The following is a 16602-nucleotide window of genomic DNA, read 5'->3' as shown; positions in this document are numbered from 1 at the left end:
CAGCGCGCCCCTCTTCACAGAAGAAGGGCGGGCGTTTACTGAGGCGGCGCCACCACCTCCTGACGCGGGCGGAAGATATGGCTGTTGCCCTCCGCCAGCAGCCGCTGAAGCAGCTGCTGTCCGCCCTGATCATCCGACTGCGCAAAGTGGCGTTCCGCTTCGGTGATCGGCGTCGCCCAGAGCAGTTCCGGCCGATCGCCGTCGCGCTTCGGCAATCGCAGCGACACCGCCTCCGGTGCCAGCGCGTTAGCCAGCAGAAAGCTTTCAAAGCCGACCGGCGCCACTTCAGATGCCAGCGTATGCCCTTCGCCAATCCACGTCAGCCGCGCCCACGGCAGATGGGCAAACTCAGCCAGCGCGCTCGCCATCTGCACCGCGTTGGCCTCGGTCATCACCTCGCCATCTACCGCCAGCGCCAGCTCAACCCGCCGGTACTGGGGGGCCAGCTCTTCAAACAGATAACCGACCTGCGGCATCGGACGAATGCTCATTCCCAGCGTGACAAAATACCAGACGCCGTTATGCCAGTGCTGAGAAAGCGCCATCGGCGGCCAGCTGCCCTGATCGATAGCGTAATATTTGACCGACTCACCCCACCGCGCCTGGTAGACCTGCAGCATTTCATGCTGGATTTTTTCCCACTGCTGGTCGTCGTGCCAGTCGCGCCAGAAGTGACGTTGCTGCTCAGCACGCGCATAGTATTCATTGGTGGAGGCGGAACCCAGCGGCGCCGTGAGGCGGTTTTTCCTGATACAGCCGGCTGAGAAGCTGACCTGTTTGCTCTGATAGAGACTCCAGCCGGGGATCACCGCCAGCAGCTGGCCGTAGTACCACAGGGCAGCACCGGTATCATCCGGCTCCCACAATACCTGCAGGCCTGCGGGATCGAGCATCGGCTCCGCCTCCAGCGTGCGGCAATACTCTGCGCTCAGCAGCGGCGCGATCCCCTGCTCCATCGCTTCGCGATCTTCCTCTGCCGGTGCCGGCAGAAGGTTGCGCAGCCAGCAGCCGCGAACAGCGTACTGGCTGCGAAACAGGTCGTTGGGCCAGATATAAAAATAGGCGGTGCGCGCATCCTGTTCGACGATCGCGGTTAAAGTATGTTGCTGATTCGGCACCTCAGCAATCAGAGGGTAACTGGTCATAACGCCTCGACAATGCCTGGAGGGATCCATTTTCCCCGAGAATAGAGCAGGATCGGCACTCGCGCCATGTGAGACAAGGGTAAAACTCTCAAAGTGCGGCTGCGCTCGCGCTGAGCGTCTGGCTTTGCTTCAGCGGTAGCGGGCGTCACGCCCCATACGCTGCATCGCCCGTGACCAGGCGCCGCGCTGTATCGACCAGCGCAGCAGGCGCGCCAGCAGCAGCATCTGCCGGTCGGTGCGCCACTGCGTCAGCGGGCTGACCGGGCGCTGCAGCTGCAGCTGTGCCCACGCCGGCAGCAGACCGATCCCCGCCTGCAGCATGGTGCGCATTGCCGGTCGCGCCTGCCAGCCGGGTGCCGGCGCATTCATCAGCAGCGCCATCACCTCCTGCGTGCGCGCATCAAAACAGAGTTCCGGGCGTATCGCCTGCAGATAGTGCTCAACGTCGGTGACGCTGCATGGCACCTGCTCTGCGCCCAGCGCAATCGCCACCTGCGCCGCCTCCTGATAGTAGCGATCCTGCTCAGCCCGGCTGAGCGCCGGGTTTTTATAGCGCAGATGGGCCGCCAGAAAACGGCTGGTTTCCGCCACGTGCACCCAGGTCAGCAGGTGCGGATCGCTGGCCGCGTAAGGATTACCGTTGCTGTCCGTGCCGCTGACCTGCAGATGGATGCGCTTCACCCGCTCAATCAGCGTCCGGGCATCGGCACTGTTGCCAAAGGTCGTTACGGCGATGAACTGGCTGGTGCGGCGCAGCCGGCCGAGCATATCCTGACGGAAGCTGGAGTGATCCCAGACCCCGGCCAGCGCCGCCGGATGCAGCATCTGCAGCATCAGGGCGCTGATACCGCCGCAGAGCATCGCCGGAAAATCACCGTGGATGCGCCAGATAGTGGAGTCGGGGCCGAACAGGCCGGGATCGCCGGGGGGCTGTGAGAGGTCAAACTCGTTGAGTGCCAGCCCATTAAGGCGAAAGATCTGCTGTTCAATGCGATTGCGAAGCGTCATGGTGGCGTGGTGTCGGCTAAAAAGGCGTCAGCGATAGCGCTCCCGGTCTGGCGACCGGGAGACGCGGTTATCCGTTAAAGATAGTCGAACTGCGCATCCTGAGTGCGTACGGAATCCAGGCCAATCATAACGTTAAATTTGCCGGGTTCCGCCACGTGCTGCATCTGCTGGTTCCAGAATTTCAGCGCGTCAGCATCAATCGTAAAGCGCACGGTTTGTGACTCACCGGCTTTCAGCATAATGCGCCGGAAGTCGCGCAGCTCCTGAACCGGACGGCTGATACTCGCCACCGGATCGTTGAGATACATCTGTACCACCGTTGCCCCGTCGCGTTTACCGCTGTTGGTCACCGTTACGCTCGCTTCAATGCTGCCGCTGCGCGGCATCGTGCGGGCGGAGAGCGTCACCGGTGAAACGGTAAAGCGGGTATAGCTCAGGCCGTAACCAAACGGATAGAGCGGGCCGTTGATGGTGTCGTAGTAGTGAGAAGTATATTTATTCGGCTTTTCCGGATTATAAGGTCGCCCGGTTGGCAGATGATTGTAGTAAAGCGGGATCTGCCCCACTGAGCGCGGGAACGTGACCGGCAGCTTGCCGGAAGGGTTGTAATCGCCAAACAGCACGTCCGCGATAGCATTGCCGCCTTCGGTGCCGCTGAACCAGGTTTCCAGCATCGCATCCGCCATGCGGTCTTCATTCACCAGCGTCAGCGGCCGGCCATTCATCAGCACAATCACCAGCGGCTTGCCGGTGGCTTTGAGGGCCGCCAGTAGTTTCTGCTGGCTGGCCGGGATCGCCAGTTCGCTGCGGCTGGACGCTTCATGCGCCATGCCCTGCGCTTCACCCACCGCAGCGACGACCACATCCGCCTTCTCTGCCTGGGCTACCGCCTCATCAATCATCTGCTGCGGGGTGCGTGTATCGACGCTCACCGCCTGCTCGTAAAGATTGAGGAAGCCCTGAATACCTTTGTTGTCAGAAACGTTAGCCCCTTTGGCGTACAGCAGCGTGCCTTTGTCCGCCATGGCATTGCGCATCCCCTGCAGCAGCGTCACCGACTGCTTTGCCACGCCCGCGGCTGACCAGCTGCCCATGATATCGCGCTGGCTGTCCGCCAGCGGTCCCACCAGCGCAACGGTCGCGTCACGCTTCAGCGGCAGCGTCTCGTGCCAGTTCTTGAGCAGCACCATGCTCTTGCGCGCCACGTCGCGCGCTTCAGCACGGTGCAGACGGCTCTCAGCGTTGGTATCCTGCGGATCGCTGCTCTGCGGTCCGAGGTGGCTGTACGGATCGTTAAACAGCCCCATGTCATATTTCACGTTGAGCACGTGACGGGCGGCATCATCAATTTCACGCATACTCACCGCCCCGCTTTTCACCAGCGCCGGCAAATATTTACTGTAGTACTCATCGCTCATGCTCATGTCGATGCCTGACTTCAGCGCAATGCGCACCGCATCCTGCGGATCGCTCGCCACACCATGTTTAATCAGCTCTTTAATCGCGCCGTGATCGCTGATGGTAATACCTTTAAATTTCCACTGGTCACGCAGCAGATCTTTCAGCAGCCAGCCATCGGCGGTGGCCGGGGTGCCGTTCAGCGAATTCAGCGCCACCATCACGCCACCGCTGCCGGCATCGAGCGAGGCTTTATAAGGCGGCAGGTAGTCCTGTGCCAGCCGCTGCGGACTCATATCCACGGTGTTGTAGTCACGCCCGCCTTCCACCGCCCCGTAGGCGGCAAAATGTTTCACGCTGGTCATCACGGCGTAACGATCGGCCGGGCTTTTGCCCTGCATCGCTCTGACCATGGCGCTGCCCATCTGCGACGTAAGATAAGTATCTTCGCCAAAGCCTTCTGAGCCACGCCCCCAGCGCGGTTCGCGGCTGACATCCACCATCGGTGCCCAGGTCATATTCAGACCATCATCCGCGGCCTCATAAGCAGAAATACGTCCCACTTCACCAATCGCATCGCGATCCCAGCTGGCCGCGAGGCCCAGCGGAATCGGAAAAATAGTGCGCTGCCCGTGCACCACATCGTAGGCAAAAAAGAGCGGGATTTTCAGGCGGCTGAGCTGCATCACCTGATCCTGCATGGCGCGAATATCCTGGCGGGTGACGGTATTAAAAATCGCCCCAACCTGACCCTGCTGGATCATGTCGCGAATCGCCTCTTTCGGCGTGTCGGGTCCGACGCTGATCAGCCGCATCTGGCCGATTTTCTCATCCAGCGTCATTTTGCTGAGCAGCTGGCTGACATACGCGTCGCGCGCCTGCTCCGTCAGGGGATGTGTTTCACGCAGCGTATCGGCAAACGCCGGCTGCAGAGCCAGGGAGACCGCGAGGCTAACAGAGTAAATCCATTTCATCAGGTTGGGTTCTCTTAAGTAACTGCGCACAATAAAGATTACCGGGGCAGTGTGCCACAAGATGAGGATAGCAGGTAGCCGCCTTTGTCACACGGCGACCAGAGCCGCGCCGCGTGCTACAGTAGAAACGCCACGTTAACGACAAGGACAGGCTCATGAATTCTCACCTTTCTCACCCTGCACTGGTTGCCGACCTGCGCCGTCTGGTTGGTGCCTCTCATCTGCTGACTGACGCGGAGCAGACCGCGCGCTACCGGACCGGCTTTCGCTCCGGCGCGGGCGATGCGCTGGCGGTGGTCTTTCCGGGGTCGCTGCTTGAACTCTGGCGGGTCCTGCAGGCGCTGGTCAGCGCGGACGCCATTATCCTGATGCAGGCGGCAAATACCGGCCTGACGGAGGGTTCCACCCCCAGCGGCAACGATTACGATCGTCCGGTGGTGATCGTCAGCACCCTGCGTCTCGACCGGCTGCAGCTGATTGATGGCGGCAAACAGATCCTCGCTTTTCCCGGCAGCACGCTTTATCAGCTGGAAAAAACGCTCAAACCGCTCGGGCGCGAGCCGCATTCGGTCATTGGCTCCTCCTGTATCGGTGCGTCGGTGCTGGGCGGGATCTGTAACAACTCCGGCGGCTCGCTGATCAAACGCGGACCGGCCTACAGTGAGATGGCGCTGTTTGCGCAGGTGGACGCCAGCGGTAAACTCAAGCTGGTTAACCATCTGGGAATCGATCTGGGCCACTCACCGGAAGAGATCCTCGGGCGGCTGGATGATGAGCGCTGGCAGCAGAGCGACGTGCGCTGGGATGAGCGCCACGCCTCGGACCATGAATACGCCGGGCGGGTACGTGATATTCACGCCGATACGCCGGCGCGCTTTAACGCTGACGCCCGCCGGCTGTTTGAAGCCTCCGGCTGCGCCGGTAAGCTTGCGGTGTTTGCCGTGCGTCTGGATACCTTTCCGACCGAGCCACAACAGCAGGTATTCTATATCGGCACCAACGACCCCGCCGTGCTGGGCGACATCCGCCGTCATATCCTGGCAGAGTTCACCCATCTGCCGGTGGCGGGTGAATATATGCACCGCGATATCTTCGATATTGCCGAAGTGTACGGCAAAGATACTTTCGTGATGATCGACAAGCTCGGCACCGATAAGATGCCGCTCTTTTTCACCCTCAAGGGCCGGGTTGATGCCTGGCTGAACAAGCTCAGCTTTGTGAAGCCGCACTTCACCGACCGTCTGCTGCAGCGTATCAGTCGCCTGTTCCCGGCCCATCTGCCGAAACGTCTTAAGCACTATCGCGATAAGTATGAGCACCACCTGATGCTGAAGATGTCCGGCGAAGGCGTTGCCGAAGCGCAGGCGTATCTGCAGGACTATTTCCGTGAGGGTGGCGGCGAGTTTTTCGCCTGCGACAGCAAAGAGGGATCGCATGCCTTTTTGCATCGGTTTGCCGCCGCCGGTGCCGCCGTGCGCTATCACGCGGTGCATGCGGATGAAGTGGAGGATATTCTGGCGCTGGATATCGCCCTGCGCCGCAACGATGAAGCCTGGTTTGAACAGCTGCCGCCGGAGTTTGATAACGATCTGATCCACCGGCTCTACTATGGCCACTTCTTCTGCCACGTGTTCCATCAGGATTACATTGTGAAAAAAGGCGTGGATGTGCACGCGCTGAAAGAGAGGATGCTGGCGCTGCTCAGCGCGCGCGGGGCAGAGTATCCGGCGGAACATAACGTCGGCCATCTCTACAAAGCGAAACCGCAGCTGCAGGCGTTTTATCGTGAACTGGACCCGACCAATACCTTCAATCCCGGCATCGGTAAAACCAGCAAGCAGAAAGGCTGGGCAGTCAAAGCCTGAGACCGGTCGTCATGTGCAGGGTGGTCCGATAACCACCCTGCCATTGACTCAGGATTGCGGCGCATCCTGCTCCTGCGTAGCCGCCGCCAGAGCGCGGCGCTCGATGATCATGGTCTGCGGCGCCGACAGCACAATGCCCTCTTTACGCAGCCGCGTCAGAATATCGAACAGCAGATCGCTTTTCGCACCCGAAATCTGGCGCTGGCTGGCGACGTTGCCGGTTACGCTCAGCACTATGCCCGACGGGGTAAGATCTTTAAACGATACCGAAGGTTCAGGCGTCTCCAGAATGCGCTCATTCTCGTTATAGACCTCCAGCAGCAGCTCGCGCACCCGCACCGGATCGATATCGAGCGGGAACGTCAGCTGAATGGTCACCACCCCCTGTGCATTGCCCATAGTGGCATTACGTACGTTCTGTGAAATCAGCTGCGAATTAGGCACGATCACCGTTGACTTGTCGCCCAGCTGAATCTCCGTGGCGCGAACGTTAATCCGCCGGATATCGCCCTCAATGCCGCTGATGCTGACCAGGTCGCCTACCTTGACCGGCCGTTCGGTGAGCAGGATCAGACCGGAAATAAAGTTTTTAACGATCTCCTGCAGACCAAAACCGATACCCACCGATAGCGCGCTGACAATCCACGCCAGCTTGTTCCACTGCAGCCCCATGATGGAGAGCGTCAGCAGGATAATCAGCACGTAGCCGATATTGCTGAACAGCGTCACCAGCGAGACGCGCATGCCGATATCCATAGTGGTTTTCGGCAGAAAATCGTTATCCAGCCAGCGGCGCACTGAGCGCAATATCCAGATGCCCGCTACCAGGCAAATAAGAGCATTTACCATATGCGCCGGTACGATATTCAGCGACTCCAGCCCTTTGCCACCCCAGAACTCAATGACTTTCTGAATAAGCTCTACCGGCGTGGAGGAGGCGAACGTGCCGGTCATCAGCGCCAGCGCCACAATCCCCATCAGCAGCGCTTTACCCAGCGCGCTGAGCAGCGTGGCGGCCTGCTGCAGATAGCGCTCATCGATATTGAGCGAACTCTGCAGGCGGCGCCCGGCGGCGCTGCTGGTGGAAAACAGGCTTTCACAGCCGTCGGTAATGACGTGGCTTAAAAAATAGAAGGAGCCAAACAGGATCCCGCACCACACCACCTCGTAGCCCAGAAAGCGCGCCAGCGTCACATAGCCGATTGTCAGTGAAATCAGAATCGCAACGGCAGTCAGCGTGAGCGCCAGCTGAACCAGCCCGACCACCGTCGGACGCGCCTCTGGCGGATTGCCGAGCCGGGCCATCCGGCGGCGCACGCGGTTGGTACGCATACTGATAGCGAGCCCGGTGCTGCCAATCAGCAGCGCGGTCAGGCCATTAGCAAAAATCGTCGTGCTGAGACTGGTACCTACCGTGTAGTTAAACGCTTCTGCGGTCTGAAAGATAAACACCAGCGCAGCGGTAATCGGCGGGAACGGCTTCAGCGCCAGCGCAACCTCATTAGAGATGGCCGGCAGACGCCAGCTGGGACGACGGGTCGAGAGAAACGCCCGTCCCAGACCGGCAATCAGCCCGCAGTAGACGCTCAGCTGCACCAGGCGGGTAACAAAATCCTGTACGTCGCCGGAGACTTCATCCCGGCGGGTAAACGCCAGCGCGCTAAAGTTAAAGGTCAGCACCACTGCAGCCAGCGTGGTCAGCGCGATGGCAGCCGCGAGGAAGCTGCGCCGCAGCCGCCCTTCCGGCAGCTTGTTAATACTCACCCAGGCGAGAAACTCTTCGCTGTAGCGCCGTCCCAGCGTCATCACCAGCATCGCCGCCACCAGCCAGCCGATGGTACCGACGCGCCAGTCCGGCTCCCACGACAGTGCCGCCGACGCCTTCAGCTCCGTAATAAAGTCACTGATTTTTTCGCCGTCGAGATCCTGACGGCTCACCAGCGGCGCCCAGAAGCGCGGGCCAAAAATACTGCCGGAATTGAGCGCCAGCTGATTTTTCAGCTGATCGCGGCGCAGGTTCACAATCTGCGAAGAGAGCACCAGCGCACCGTTTTTAATGCCTTCTGCCTGCTTGATCTGATCGTCCAGCTTGCCTTTCTGGTTTTCCAGCGAGCGGCGCTTGCGCGTCACCTCCGGCGTCTCTTTAACGCCGCTGTCCGCTTTGGGCGCGGGACCCAGTACCGCCAGCTGCGCATCAAGCTGCTGGCGCTGCGGAACTAACGCCTGTCCCAGCGTCTCTGCATTGCCCGACAGCTCCAGCGCCATCTCATTAAGCTGGTTGAGCTGGTTTTCGCTGGTTTCTCCCGAGACCTGTCCTTTGATCTTATCGAGAATTTTTTGCATTTTTGGCAGCTCAACCGCCGGATTCGCCTGCGGCGGCGCTTCTTCTTCCTGTGCCGGCTGCTGTTGCGTCACATCGGGCGCGTCATCCGCCTGGCTCAGCGCGGGCACGCACAGCATGAGCAGTAACAGCGGAACAGTGAAAAAACGAAACTTGATCATAGAACGACATTCCAGCGAAAAAGCCAGTTAAACGAGTGTGGCGGCCAGTACAGGAGGTCGCCGCCGGGATGAAAACAGGTGTGATAAGGCTAAATCAGGGTACTGATGATACGCCAGTTTGCAAGTGGCGCGCCCCTCCTGCTGGCGGGCGCATCCTCGCCGTTACTCCACTACCGTATTGCTGGTGGTGAGGCCCGCTTTCTGTTTTTTATATGCCAGCGCTGCCGCCGGAACCGGGGCCGCTTTACCGGTTTCCAGCCAGTCGCGCAGGCGATTAGCATCGGCAAAGTGGGTATATTTACCAAACGCATCCAGTACCACCAGTGCCACCGGGCGGTTGTTGATCACGGTACGCATCACCAGGCAGTGGCCCGCCTCATCGGTATAGCCTGTTTTCGTCAGCTGGATCCGCCAGCCCTCTTTGTAAACCAGGTGATTGGTGTTGCGGAACGGCAGTGCGTAGTTCGGGTGCTGAAACACCGCCGTCTGCTCTTTTGTGGTACTGAGCTGGCCCAGCAGCGGATACTGACGCGTCGCTTTCAGCAACTTAACCAGATCGCTGGCGCTGGAGACGTTCTGCGTGGAGAGACCGGTGGGTTCCACATAGCGCGTATGCGTCATACCCAGCGCGCGCGCTTTGGCATTCATGGCGCGGATAAAGGCGTTATAGCCGCCCGGATAGTGGTGCGCCAGACTGGCCGCCGCGCGGTTTTCAGACGACATCAGCGCCAGCAGCAGCATCGAGCGGCGGCTGATTTCGCTGTTGAGTTTGACGCGCGAAAACACGCCGCGCATCTCGCGCGTCTGGCTGATATCTACCGAAAGCATCTCATCCATCGGCAGCTTTGCATCCAGCACAACCATCGCCGTCATCACTTTGGTAATGGAGGCGATAGGCCGCACGCGGTCAGGATGGCTGGAGAACAGCACCTTGCCGGTATCGAGATCAACAATCATTGCGCTGCCGGAGGCGATTTGCGGCTGGGCCAGCGGTGCCAGACCCGACAGCGCGGCCGGTGCAGCCAGTACAGGTGTTACCGCCGCCGGGGCCGTCATAAACAGCGCCAGCGACAGCAGAGAAACAGGTAATTTAACAGACATCGTGTCAGTGAGATCCGATCAGGAGTTTTGCGCTGTGAAAGCTCCACAGGCCGCCCGCATCAGGCCTGTCAGGGTGCGGGCTGGCAGCGGCATAATACGCGCAAATGCGGCAAATTTCTTAGTGAGATTGTTTCCGGGCGTTAAAAAGGCCGCAGTTATGTGCGGCCTCAGAAAAAAGCAGGGAAATCAGAACAGCCTTGGTCCATAGCCCCACAGCACAACCGTCAGCGCCAGCAGCACTTCAAATACCAGTACCCCTATCGCCAGCGTTGAACCGGAGAAGCGCATGCTCTCTTCGCGGTCGATATTCAAAAACACCGGGATGCCGACATAGAGCAGGTAGCCGGTGTAGACCAGCGCCACGGCACCCGCCAGTACGCAGAGCCATACCAGCGGATAAAGTGCGACCAGACCGCTGAGAAACAGCGGCGTGGCGACATAGCCGGCGAACACGGTACAGCGCTGAATACCGGGACGCTGCGGATAGTCGCGCGCCATCCAGTGAATGACCCGCCCCATTACCGCGACGCCACCCAGAATTAACAGATAAAAGAGAATACCCAGACCGAGGCCAGTGAGCAGATTGAGCTGAATAAAGCGATTGTCGCCCAGATTCCAGCCAAATTGTGTCGTGCCGATAAAGGCGCAGATAACCGGTATCGCTGCCATCAGCAGCACGTGATGCGTGTAATGATGTGAAACGCTTTCGTTTTCCTGCTTGATATGGCGCATTTCCTGATTCGGATGCGCCAGAAGACCCCAGACATGATTCATAAAATCACTCCTCTGATGCAGTGGGCCGCCCCTTTAGCATTCAGTCAGACTCCGACAGGCAGCGTCTCTTCAAGTATAACCAGCGCGCCTGTTTTTGCGGCCCGCTGCACAAAAAAAGCCGCCTGCAGCTACACTGCTCAGGTGTCTGTTCTGTCCAGGGAGAAAAAATTGCATCTCGATATCAATGGATTAATCACCCAGTATGGCTATCTGGCCCTGATGATTGGCTGTATTGCCGAAGGGGAAACCTTTACCTTGCTGGGCGGCGTGGCGGCGCATGAGGGGCTGCTGCACTACGGCGGCGTGGTGCTGGCGGCGATGGCAGGCGGCATCATTGGTGACCAGCTGCTGTTCTGGCTTGGCCGCCGCTACGGTACGCGCATTTTGCGCCGCTTCAGTAAACATCAGGCGACGATTGGCAAAGCTAACCGTCTGATCCAGAAGCGTCCCAGCCTGTTTGTTATCGGCGTGCGCTTTATGTACGGTTTTCGCCTGATTGGGCCGATTATCATCGGCACCAGCCGTCTGAAGCCGCTGCGCTTTTTTGTGCTTAATATTATCGGGGCTGCGCTCTGGGCGCTGATTTTTGTCACGCTGGGCTATTTTGCCGGCGAAATCATTGCGCCCTGGCTGCATAAGCTCGATCAGCATCTTAAACATCTGGTCTGGCTGGCGGCGGCTATCGTCACCGGTATTGTCTTACGCTATCTGATCCGCCGCTGGAACCACCGCCGCGCCGGTTAACTGTGGTAGCCTTTGAACTGCGGATTCGCCAGAGTGAATCCGCCATCACACGCTCTCCTCGCTGTTAACGATTTTTCAGTACAGAAGTTATCCATCCGTGCCACGGCGCTGCCCGGCCAGCCGTTTCGTCTATAGTTAACAGTCAGATAAGGTACCGGAGGCGGGATGAGCAAAATTAAACGCAGAATTGATGACCACGGCGTAATCGGCGATTTGCGCACCTGCGCCCTGATCGCAAACGACGGCACTATCGACTATCTCTGCTGGCCAGAGCTGGACAGCCCTTCTGTCTTTGCGGCGCTGCTCGACAGCGAAGAGGCGGGCCGTTTTACCCTTGCGCCTGACTGGCCGCAGGCGCGTCGCCAGCAGCTCTACCTGCCTGATACCAATATTCTGCAGACCCGCTGGCTGGCCGATGAGGGGGTGGCGGAGATCACCGACTATATGCCGATCTGCGATGAGAGCAGCAAAGTCCCGCGGCTGGTACGCCGGGTAAAAATGGTGCGCGGCACCGCTACTTTTCAGCTGGTCTGCGCGCCGCGTCACGATTACGCCCGGGCTGAGACGCGTGCTGAAGTGCGCGAAAGCGGCGTGGCCTTTCTGGCGGAGGGGCAGCCCGCGCTGCGCCTGAGCGCCACGCTGCCGCTGCGCTGCGAAAATCAGGCGGCGGTAGCGGAATTTACGCTGCAGAGTGGCGAACACGCGGAGTTTGTCTTTGGCAACGATGACGATCCGCACGTTGAAACCATCTCAACGGCGCGCTGCTTTCAGGATACGCTCGATTACTGGCTGCGCTGGAGCAATCACAGCTCCTATCAGGGGCGCTGGCGTGAAATGGTGACGCGTTCAGCGCTGACGCTGAAGCTGCTTACCTCACATGAACATGGTTCGATCGCCGCCGCCGCCACCTTTGGCCTGCCGGAGGAGCTGGGCGGCGAGCGCAACTGGGACTACCGCGCCTCCTGGATCCGCGACGCCTCGTTCAGCATGTATGCGCTGATGCGCCTTGGCTATGTAGAGGAGGCGCACGATTTTACCCGCTGGGTCGGCCGCTGCGTTGAACACAGCCATGATGACACGCCGCATCTGCAGGTGATGTATCGTCTCGATAGCGGCACTGAACTGCATGAAAGCGAACTGCTGAACCTCTCTGGCTACGCCGATTCACGGCCGGTTCGCATCGGTAATGACGCGTGGCGTCAGACGCAGCTTGATATTTATGGCGAGCTGATGGACGCCATCTATCTGGCCAACAAATATGGCGACGCCATCTCCCACCGCGGCTGGCTGCACGTCTCCAGCATGATTGATTACGTCTGCGACAACTGGAACCAGCCGGACGCCGGCATCTGGGAGATGCGCGGTGAGCCGGAGCATTTTCTCCACTCGCGCCTGATGTGCTGGGTGGCGCTGGATCGCGCGCTGCGGCTGGGCATGAAGCGTTCACTGCCGATGCCTTACGATCGCTGGGACCGGGTGCGCAGCGAGATCCGCGACGATATCTGGCAGAACTTCTGGAACGCCGACCTGGGGCATTTCACTGCGACGCGCGGCGGCACCGCTCTGGATGCCTCAATGCTGCTGATGCCGCTGGTGCGCTTTGTCAGCTCCACCGACCCCGACTGGCTGGCTACGCTGGATGCCATCAAGGCTAACCTGGTCAGCGATGGTCTGGTACGGCGCTATAATATCAGCGAAACACCGGCTGACGGACTGGCCGGCGGCGAAGGCGCTTTTGTCGCCTGCTCTTTCTGGTATGTGGAGTGCCTGGCGCGCGCCGGCCGGGTGCAGGAGGCGCACTTTGAGTTTGAGAAGCTGCTGAGCTATGCCAACCCGCTGGGTCTGTATGCCGAAGAGTTTACTGAACGCGGCTATGCCCTGGGTAACGTTCCGCAGGCGCTCAGCCACCTGGCGCTGATCAGTGCCGCCTTTTTTCTTAACCGTAAACTCAGCGGTGAAGTCACGCTCTGGCAGCCCTGACTATTCACAATTTGGGGCATTGCGCCAACAGATTTATCTGTGAAGAAGGACTTTTTGCGTAAAGTATCTTCAGGCAGTAAAAATCATCATTCCCATCGCCGCGGCAATGCACATATAATGCGCAGCGGGTCACACTGACCACGATGGATTCGATACTCTGACAAGCCTGAAACACGGCCATAACGACTTGTAAAAACATGAAAAAAAGCATTCGCGCGTTCGCTTCACTAGCTCTTGCCCTGGCCGCTTTCAGCCAGTCAGCCTTTGCTGTCGTCTATCCGCTCCCTGCAGCGAATAGCCGCCTGATTGGCGAAAACATTGAAATCACCGTGCCGGAAGAGAGTAAACTTCCGCTGGAAGCTTTTGCTGCTCAGTATCAGATGGGCCTCAGCAATATGCTGGAAGCGAACCCCGGCGTTGACGTTTACCTGCCTAAAGCGGGCAGCAAAATGGTGATCCCACAGCAGCTGATCCTGCCTGACGCGCCGCGTGAAGGCATCGTGATCAACAGCGCCGAGATGCGTCTCTACTACTACCCGAAAGGCACTAAGACCGTGGTCGTGCTGCCTATCGGTATCGGTGAGCTGGGGAAAGATACCCCGGTTAACTGGACCACCAAAGTAGAGCGTAAAAAAGCGGGCCCGACCTGGACGCCAACCAAAGCGATGCACGCTGAATATGCGGCACGCGGCGAGAGCATCCCGGCGGTCTTCCCGGCTGGCCCGGATAACCCGATGGGTCTGCACGCGCTCTATATCGGCCGCCTGTATGCGATTCACGGGACTAACGCCAACTTCGGTATCGGCCTGCGCGTCAGCCACGGCTGCGTCCGCCTGCGTGCCGACGATATCAAATGGCTGTTTGACAACGTGCCGGTCGGCACCCGCGTGCAGTTTATCGACCAGCCGGTTAAAGCGACCGTTGAGCCGGATGGTTCACGCTGGATTGAGGTGCACAACCCGCTCTCCACCACGGAAGAGCAGTTCAACTCGCGTGAGCTGGTACCGATCAATCTGACGTCAGCCGTGACAAAAGTGGTTGCTGACGCCAGCACCCGTCAGGATGCGGTCAACAACGCCATCCAGGCACGCAGCGGTATGCCGACCAAAATCAACGGTCAGGCCGATGATGCGCAGCCGGCAGCAATTGCCGTGCAGGAATCGGCTGATGCGATGCCAAAAGAGGAACCGATGACGCCGCAGGGCGCAACGGCCGTTGCACCGCCAGCCGATCAGCCTGCTGCACAACCGCAGGCAGAACAGCAGCCGGCACCGGTCGATCAGGCGCAGCCAGCGACCAGCAGCAGCCTCTGATATCGTTCTGACGCCGTCAGAAAAGCCAGCCTCCGGGCTGGCTTTTTTATTGCCATCATCATTCTGTCACACTGCAGGCGTATCACACTGCCAGTAGCGGATGCCGTGGGTGCATCCGATCATCAATGGGGTGTGTCATGGCTGAAACCAGTTTACCGGCGGCGCGCGGACGTCCCGATCTGCAGCGCGGCAGCGGTCCGCTCTCCCGCATATTGTTTCTGCTGCTGCTGGCCGCAGGGCTGATTTTTACCGGGGTTAACCTGTTTAACGATGTGGCGGAAACCGGCGCGGTGGTCACCACCTATACGCCCTTTGTGCTGCTGACGCTGGCGTTGCTGATTGCGCTGGGATTTGAATTTGTGAATGGCTTTCACGACACCGCCAATGCCGTAGCCACGGTGATCTACACCCATTCTCTGACGCCCGGCGTGGCGGTGGTCTGGTCCGGCATCTGCAACTTTCTTGGCGTGCTGCTCTCCAGCGGCGTGGTGGCGTTTGGCATTATTTCGCTGCTGCCGGTCGAGCTTATTCTGCAGGCGGGCAGCGGACACGGCTTTGCCATGGTCTATGCGCTGCTCTTCTCTGCCATTATCTGGAATCTGGGAACCTGGTATTTTGGTCTGCCGAGCTCCTCATCCCATACGCTGATTGGCTCCATCATCGGCGTCGGCGTAGCGAATGCGCTGCTGCATGGCCGCAGCGGCACCAGCGGCGTTGACTGGGATCAGGCGCTGAAAGTGGGCTACGCTCTGTTGCTCTCGCCGATCGTGGGATTTGTCTGCGCGGCTCTGCTGCTGCTGGCGCTGAAAGCGCTGGTGCGTAATCGTCAGCTCTATCAGGCGCCCGACAGCGCCCGCCCGCCGCCGGTCTGGATCCGCGGGCTGCTGATCCTGACCTGCACCGGCGTCTCTTTTGCACACGGCTCTAATGATGGTCAGAAAGGCATGGGGCTTATCATGCTGATTCTGGTCGGCACGATGCCCATTGCCTATGCGCTGAACCGGTCGCTGCCGCCGGAGCAGATCCCGCGCGTCGCCGCGCTGGCGCAGGTCACGGAGCAGCAGCTGCTGACGCTGCAGCCGGCACCCGGGGCGATGCCGGCACCGCGTACGGTACTGACTGAGTTTGTCCGCAGCCGTCAGCCCCGGCCTCAGGTGCTGCCGGCGCTGGGCCTGCTGCTGGGTGATATCAGCGATCAGATCCGGCGCTACGGCTCGGTGAATAATATTCCGGCACAGGCGGTGACCAATACCCGTAACGATATGTACCTGGCTTCGGAGAGTATCCGGCATCTGCAGAGCAGCAGCGTAACGCTGCCCGAAGAGACCGCCCGCAATCTCAGCGCCGTGAAGCGCGAGCTGGACAGCGCCACGCGCTTTATTCCGCTCTGGGTAAAAGTGGTGGTGGCGCTGGCGCTGGGTCTGGGCACGCTGGTGGGCTGGCGACGTATCGTCATTACGGTAGGCGAGCGCATCGGCAAATCGCATCTCAGCTATGCCCAGGGTGCCAGCGCCGAACTGGTTGCGATGGCGACTATCGGCGCAGCTGATGCGTTTGGCCTGCCGGTCTCCACCACGCACGTGCTCTCATCGGGCGTGGCGGGAACCATGGCCGCAAACCGTTCCGGCCTGCAGCTTGCCACGCTGCGCAACCTGGCGATGGCCTGGATCCTGACGCTGCCGGTCTCCGTGCTGCTGGCGGGCGTGCTTTATGCGCTATTTGCCCGGATATGAGCGCCGGTAAAGCAAAAAAAAAGCCAGCACGGAGGCTGGCTTTTACTGTGGAAAGCGCATAACGC

11 protein-coding genes are annotated in these 16602 nt (G+C 59.7%); 5 read left to right on the top strand and 6 right to left on the bottom strand.

Annotated features, from left to right (window positions below):
* Positions 1-35: 35 nt before the first annotated feature.
* From F3J39_RS01815 to bglX, 3 genes are all read right to left on the bottom strand, one after another.
* The gene (locus F3J39_RS01815) at positions 36-1145 is read right to left on the bottom strand and encodes a suppressor of fused domain protein (protein ID WP_166713781.1); all 1110 of its coding nucleotides are present in this window, start codon (positions 1143-1145) and stop codon (positions 36-38) included.
* 129 nt (positions 1146-1274) lie between these two features.
* A complete protein-coding gene (locus tag F3J39_RS01810; protein ID WP_113654887.1) occupies positions 1275-2153 on the bottom strand; it encodes an oxygenase MpaB family protein in 879 nt (292 codons plus the stop codon).
* A gap of 74 nt (positions 2154-2227) precedes the next feature.
* On the bottom strand, positions 2228-4525 hold the full coding sequence (bglX, locus tag F3J39_RS01805) for a beta-glucosidase BglX (protein WP_039383360.1): 2298 nt from the start codon (positions 4523-4525) through the stop codon (positions 2228-2230).
* A gap of 155 nt (positions 4526-4680) precedes the next feature.
* Between bglX and dld the strand changes: the two genes are divergently transcribed.
* A complete protein-coding gene (dld, locus tag F3J39_RS01800) occupies positions 4681-6390 on the top strand; it encodes a D-lactate dehydrogenase (protein ID WP_039383358.1) in 1710 nt (569 codons plus the stop codon).
* A gap of 48 nt (positions 6391-6438) precedes the next feature.
* On the opposite strand, the gene F3J39_RS01795 is transcribed toward dld, so the two are convergent.
* The 3 genes from F3J39_RS01795 to F3J39_RS01785 form a co-directional block, all read right to left on the bottom strand.
* Complete coding sequence (locus F3J39_RS01795) at positions 6439-8892, bottom strand: DUF3772 domain-containing protein (protein WP_039383355.1); 2454 nt, start codon at positions 8890-8892, stop codon at positions 6439-6441.
* A gap of 162 nt (positions 8893-9054) precedes the next feature.
* Positions 9055-9993, bottom strand: a complete 939-nt coding sequence (gene pbpG / locus F3J39_RS01790; protein WP_094112243.1) for a D-alanyl-D-alanine endopeptidase — start codon at positions 9991-9993, stop codon at positions 9055-9057.
* Positions 9994-10179: 186 nt separating this feature from the next.
* A complete protein-coding gene (locus F3J39_RS01785; protein ID WP_039383350.1) occupies positions 10180-10767 on the bottom strand; it encodes a Yip1 family protein in 588 nt (195 codons plus the stop codon).
* A 168-nt stretch (positions 10768-10935) separates the two neighbouring features.
* Between F3J39_RS01785 and F3J39_RS01780 the strand changes: the two genes are divergently transcribed.
* The 4 genes from F3J39_RS01780 to F3J39_RS01765 all read left to right on the top strand — a co-directional run bounded on the left by F3J39_RS01780 (position 10936) and on the right by F3J39_RS01765 (position 16537).
* A complete protein-coding gene (locus F3J39_RS01780; RefSeq protein WP_039385764.1) occupies positions 10936-11511 on the top strand; it encodes a DedA family protein in 576 nt (191 codons plus the stop codon).
* A 165-nt stretch (positions 11512-11676) separates the two neighbouring features.
* Complete coding sequence (locus tag F3J39_RS01775; protein WP_104084687.1) at positions 11677-13491, top strand: glycoside hydrolase family 15 protein; 1815 nt, start codon at positions 11677-11679, stop codon at positions 13489-13491.
* 197 nt (positions 13492-13688) lie between these two features.
* Complete coding sequence (locus F3J39_RS01770; RefSeq protein WP_104084686.1) at positions 13689-14804, top strand: L,D-transpeptidase family protein; 1116 nt, start codon at positions 13689-13691, stop codon at positions 14802-14804.
* A 137-nt stretch (positions 14805-14941) separates the two neighbouring features.
* Complete coding sequence (locus tag F3J39_RS01765) at positions 14942-16537, top strand: inorganic phosphate transporter (RefSeq protein ID WP_104084685.1); 1596 nt, start codon at positions 14942-14944, stop codon at positions 16535-16537.
* The last annotated feature ends 65 nt before the right edge of the window (positions 16538-16602 follow it).

The sequence above is a fragment of the Pantoea sp. Acro-807 genome (assembly GCF_011752675.1).
GTDB lineage: Bacteria > Pseudomonadota > Gammaproteobacteria > Enterobacterales > Enterobacteriaceae > Pantoea > Pantoea eucrina.
This window is presented reverse-complemented; position numbering and strand designations above follow the sequence as displayed.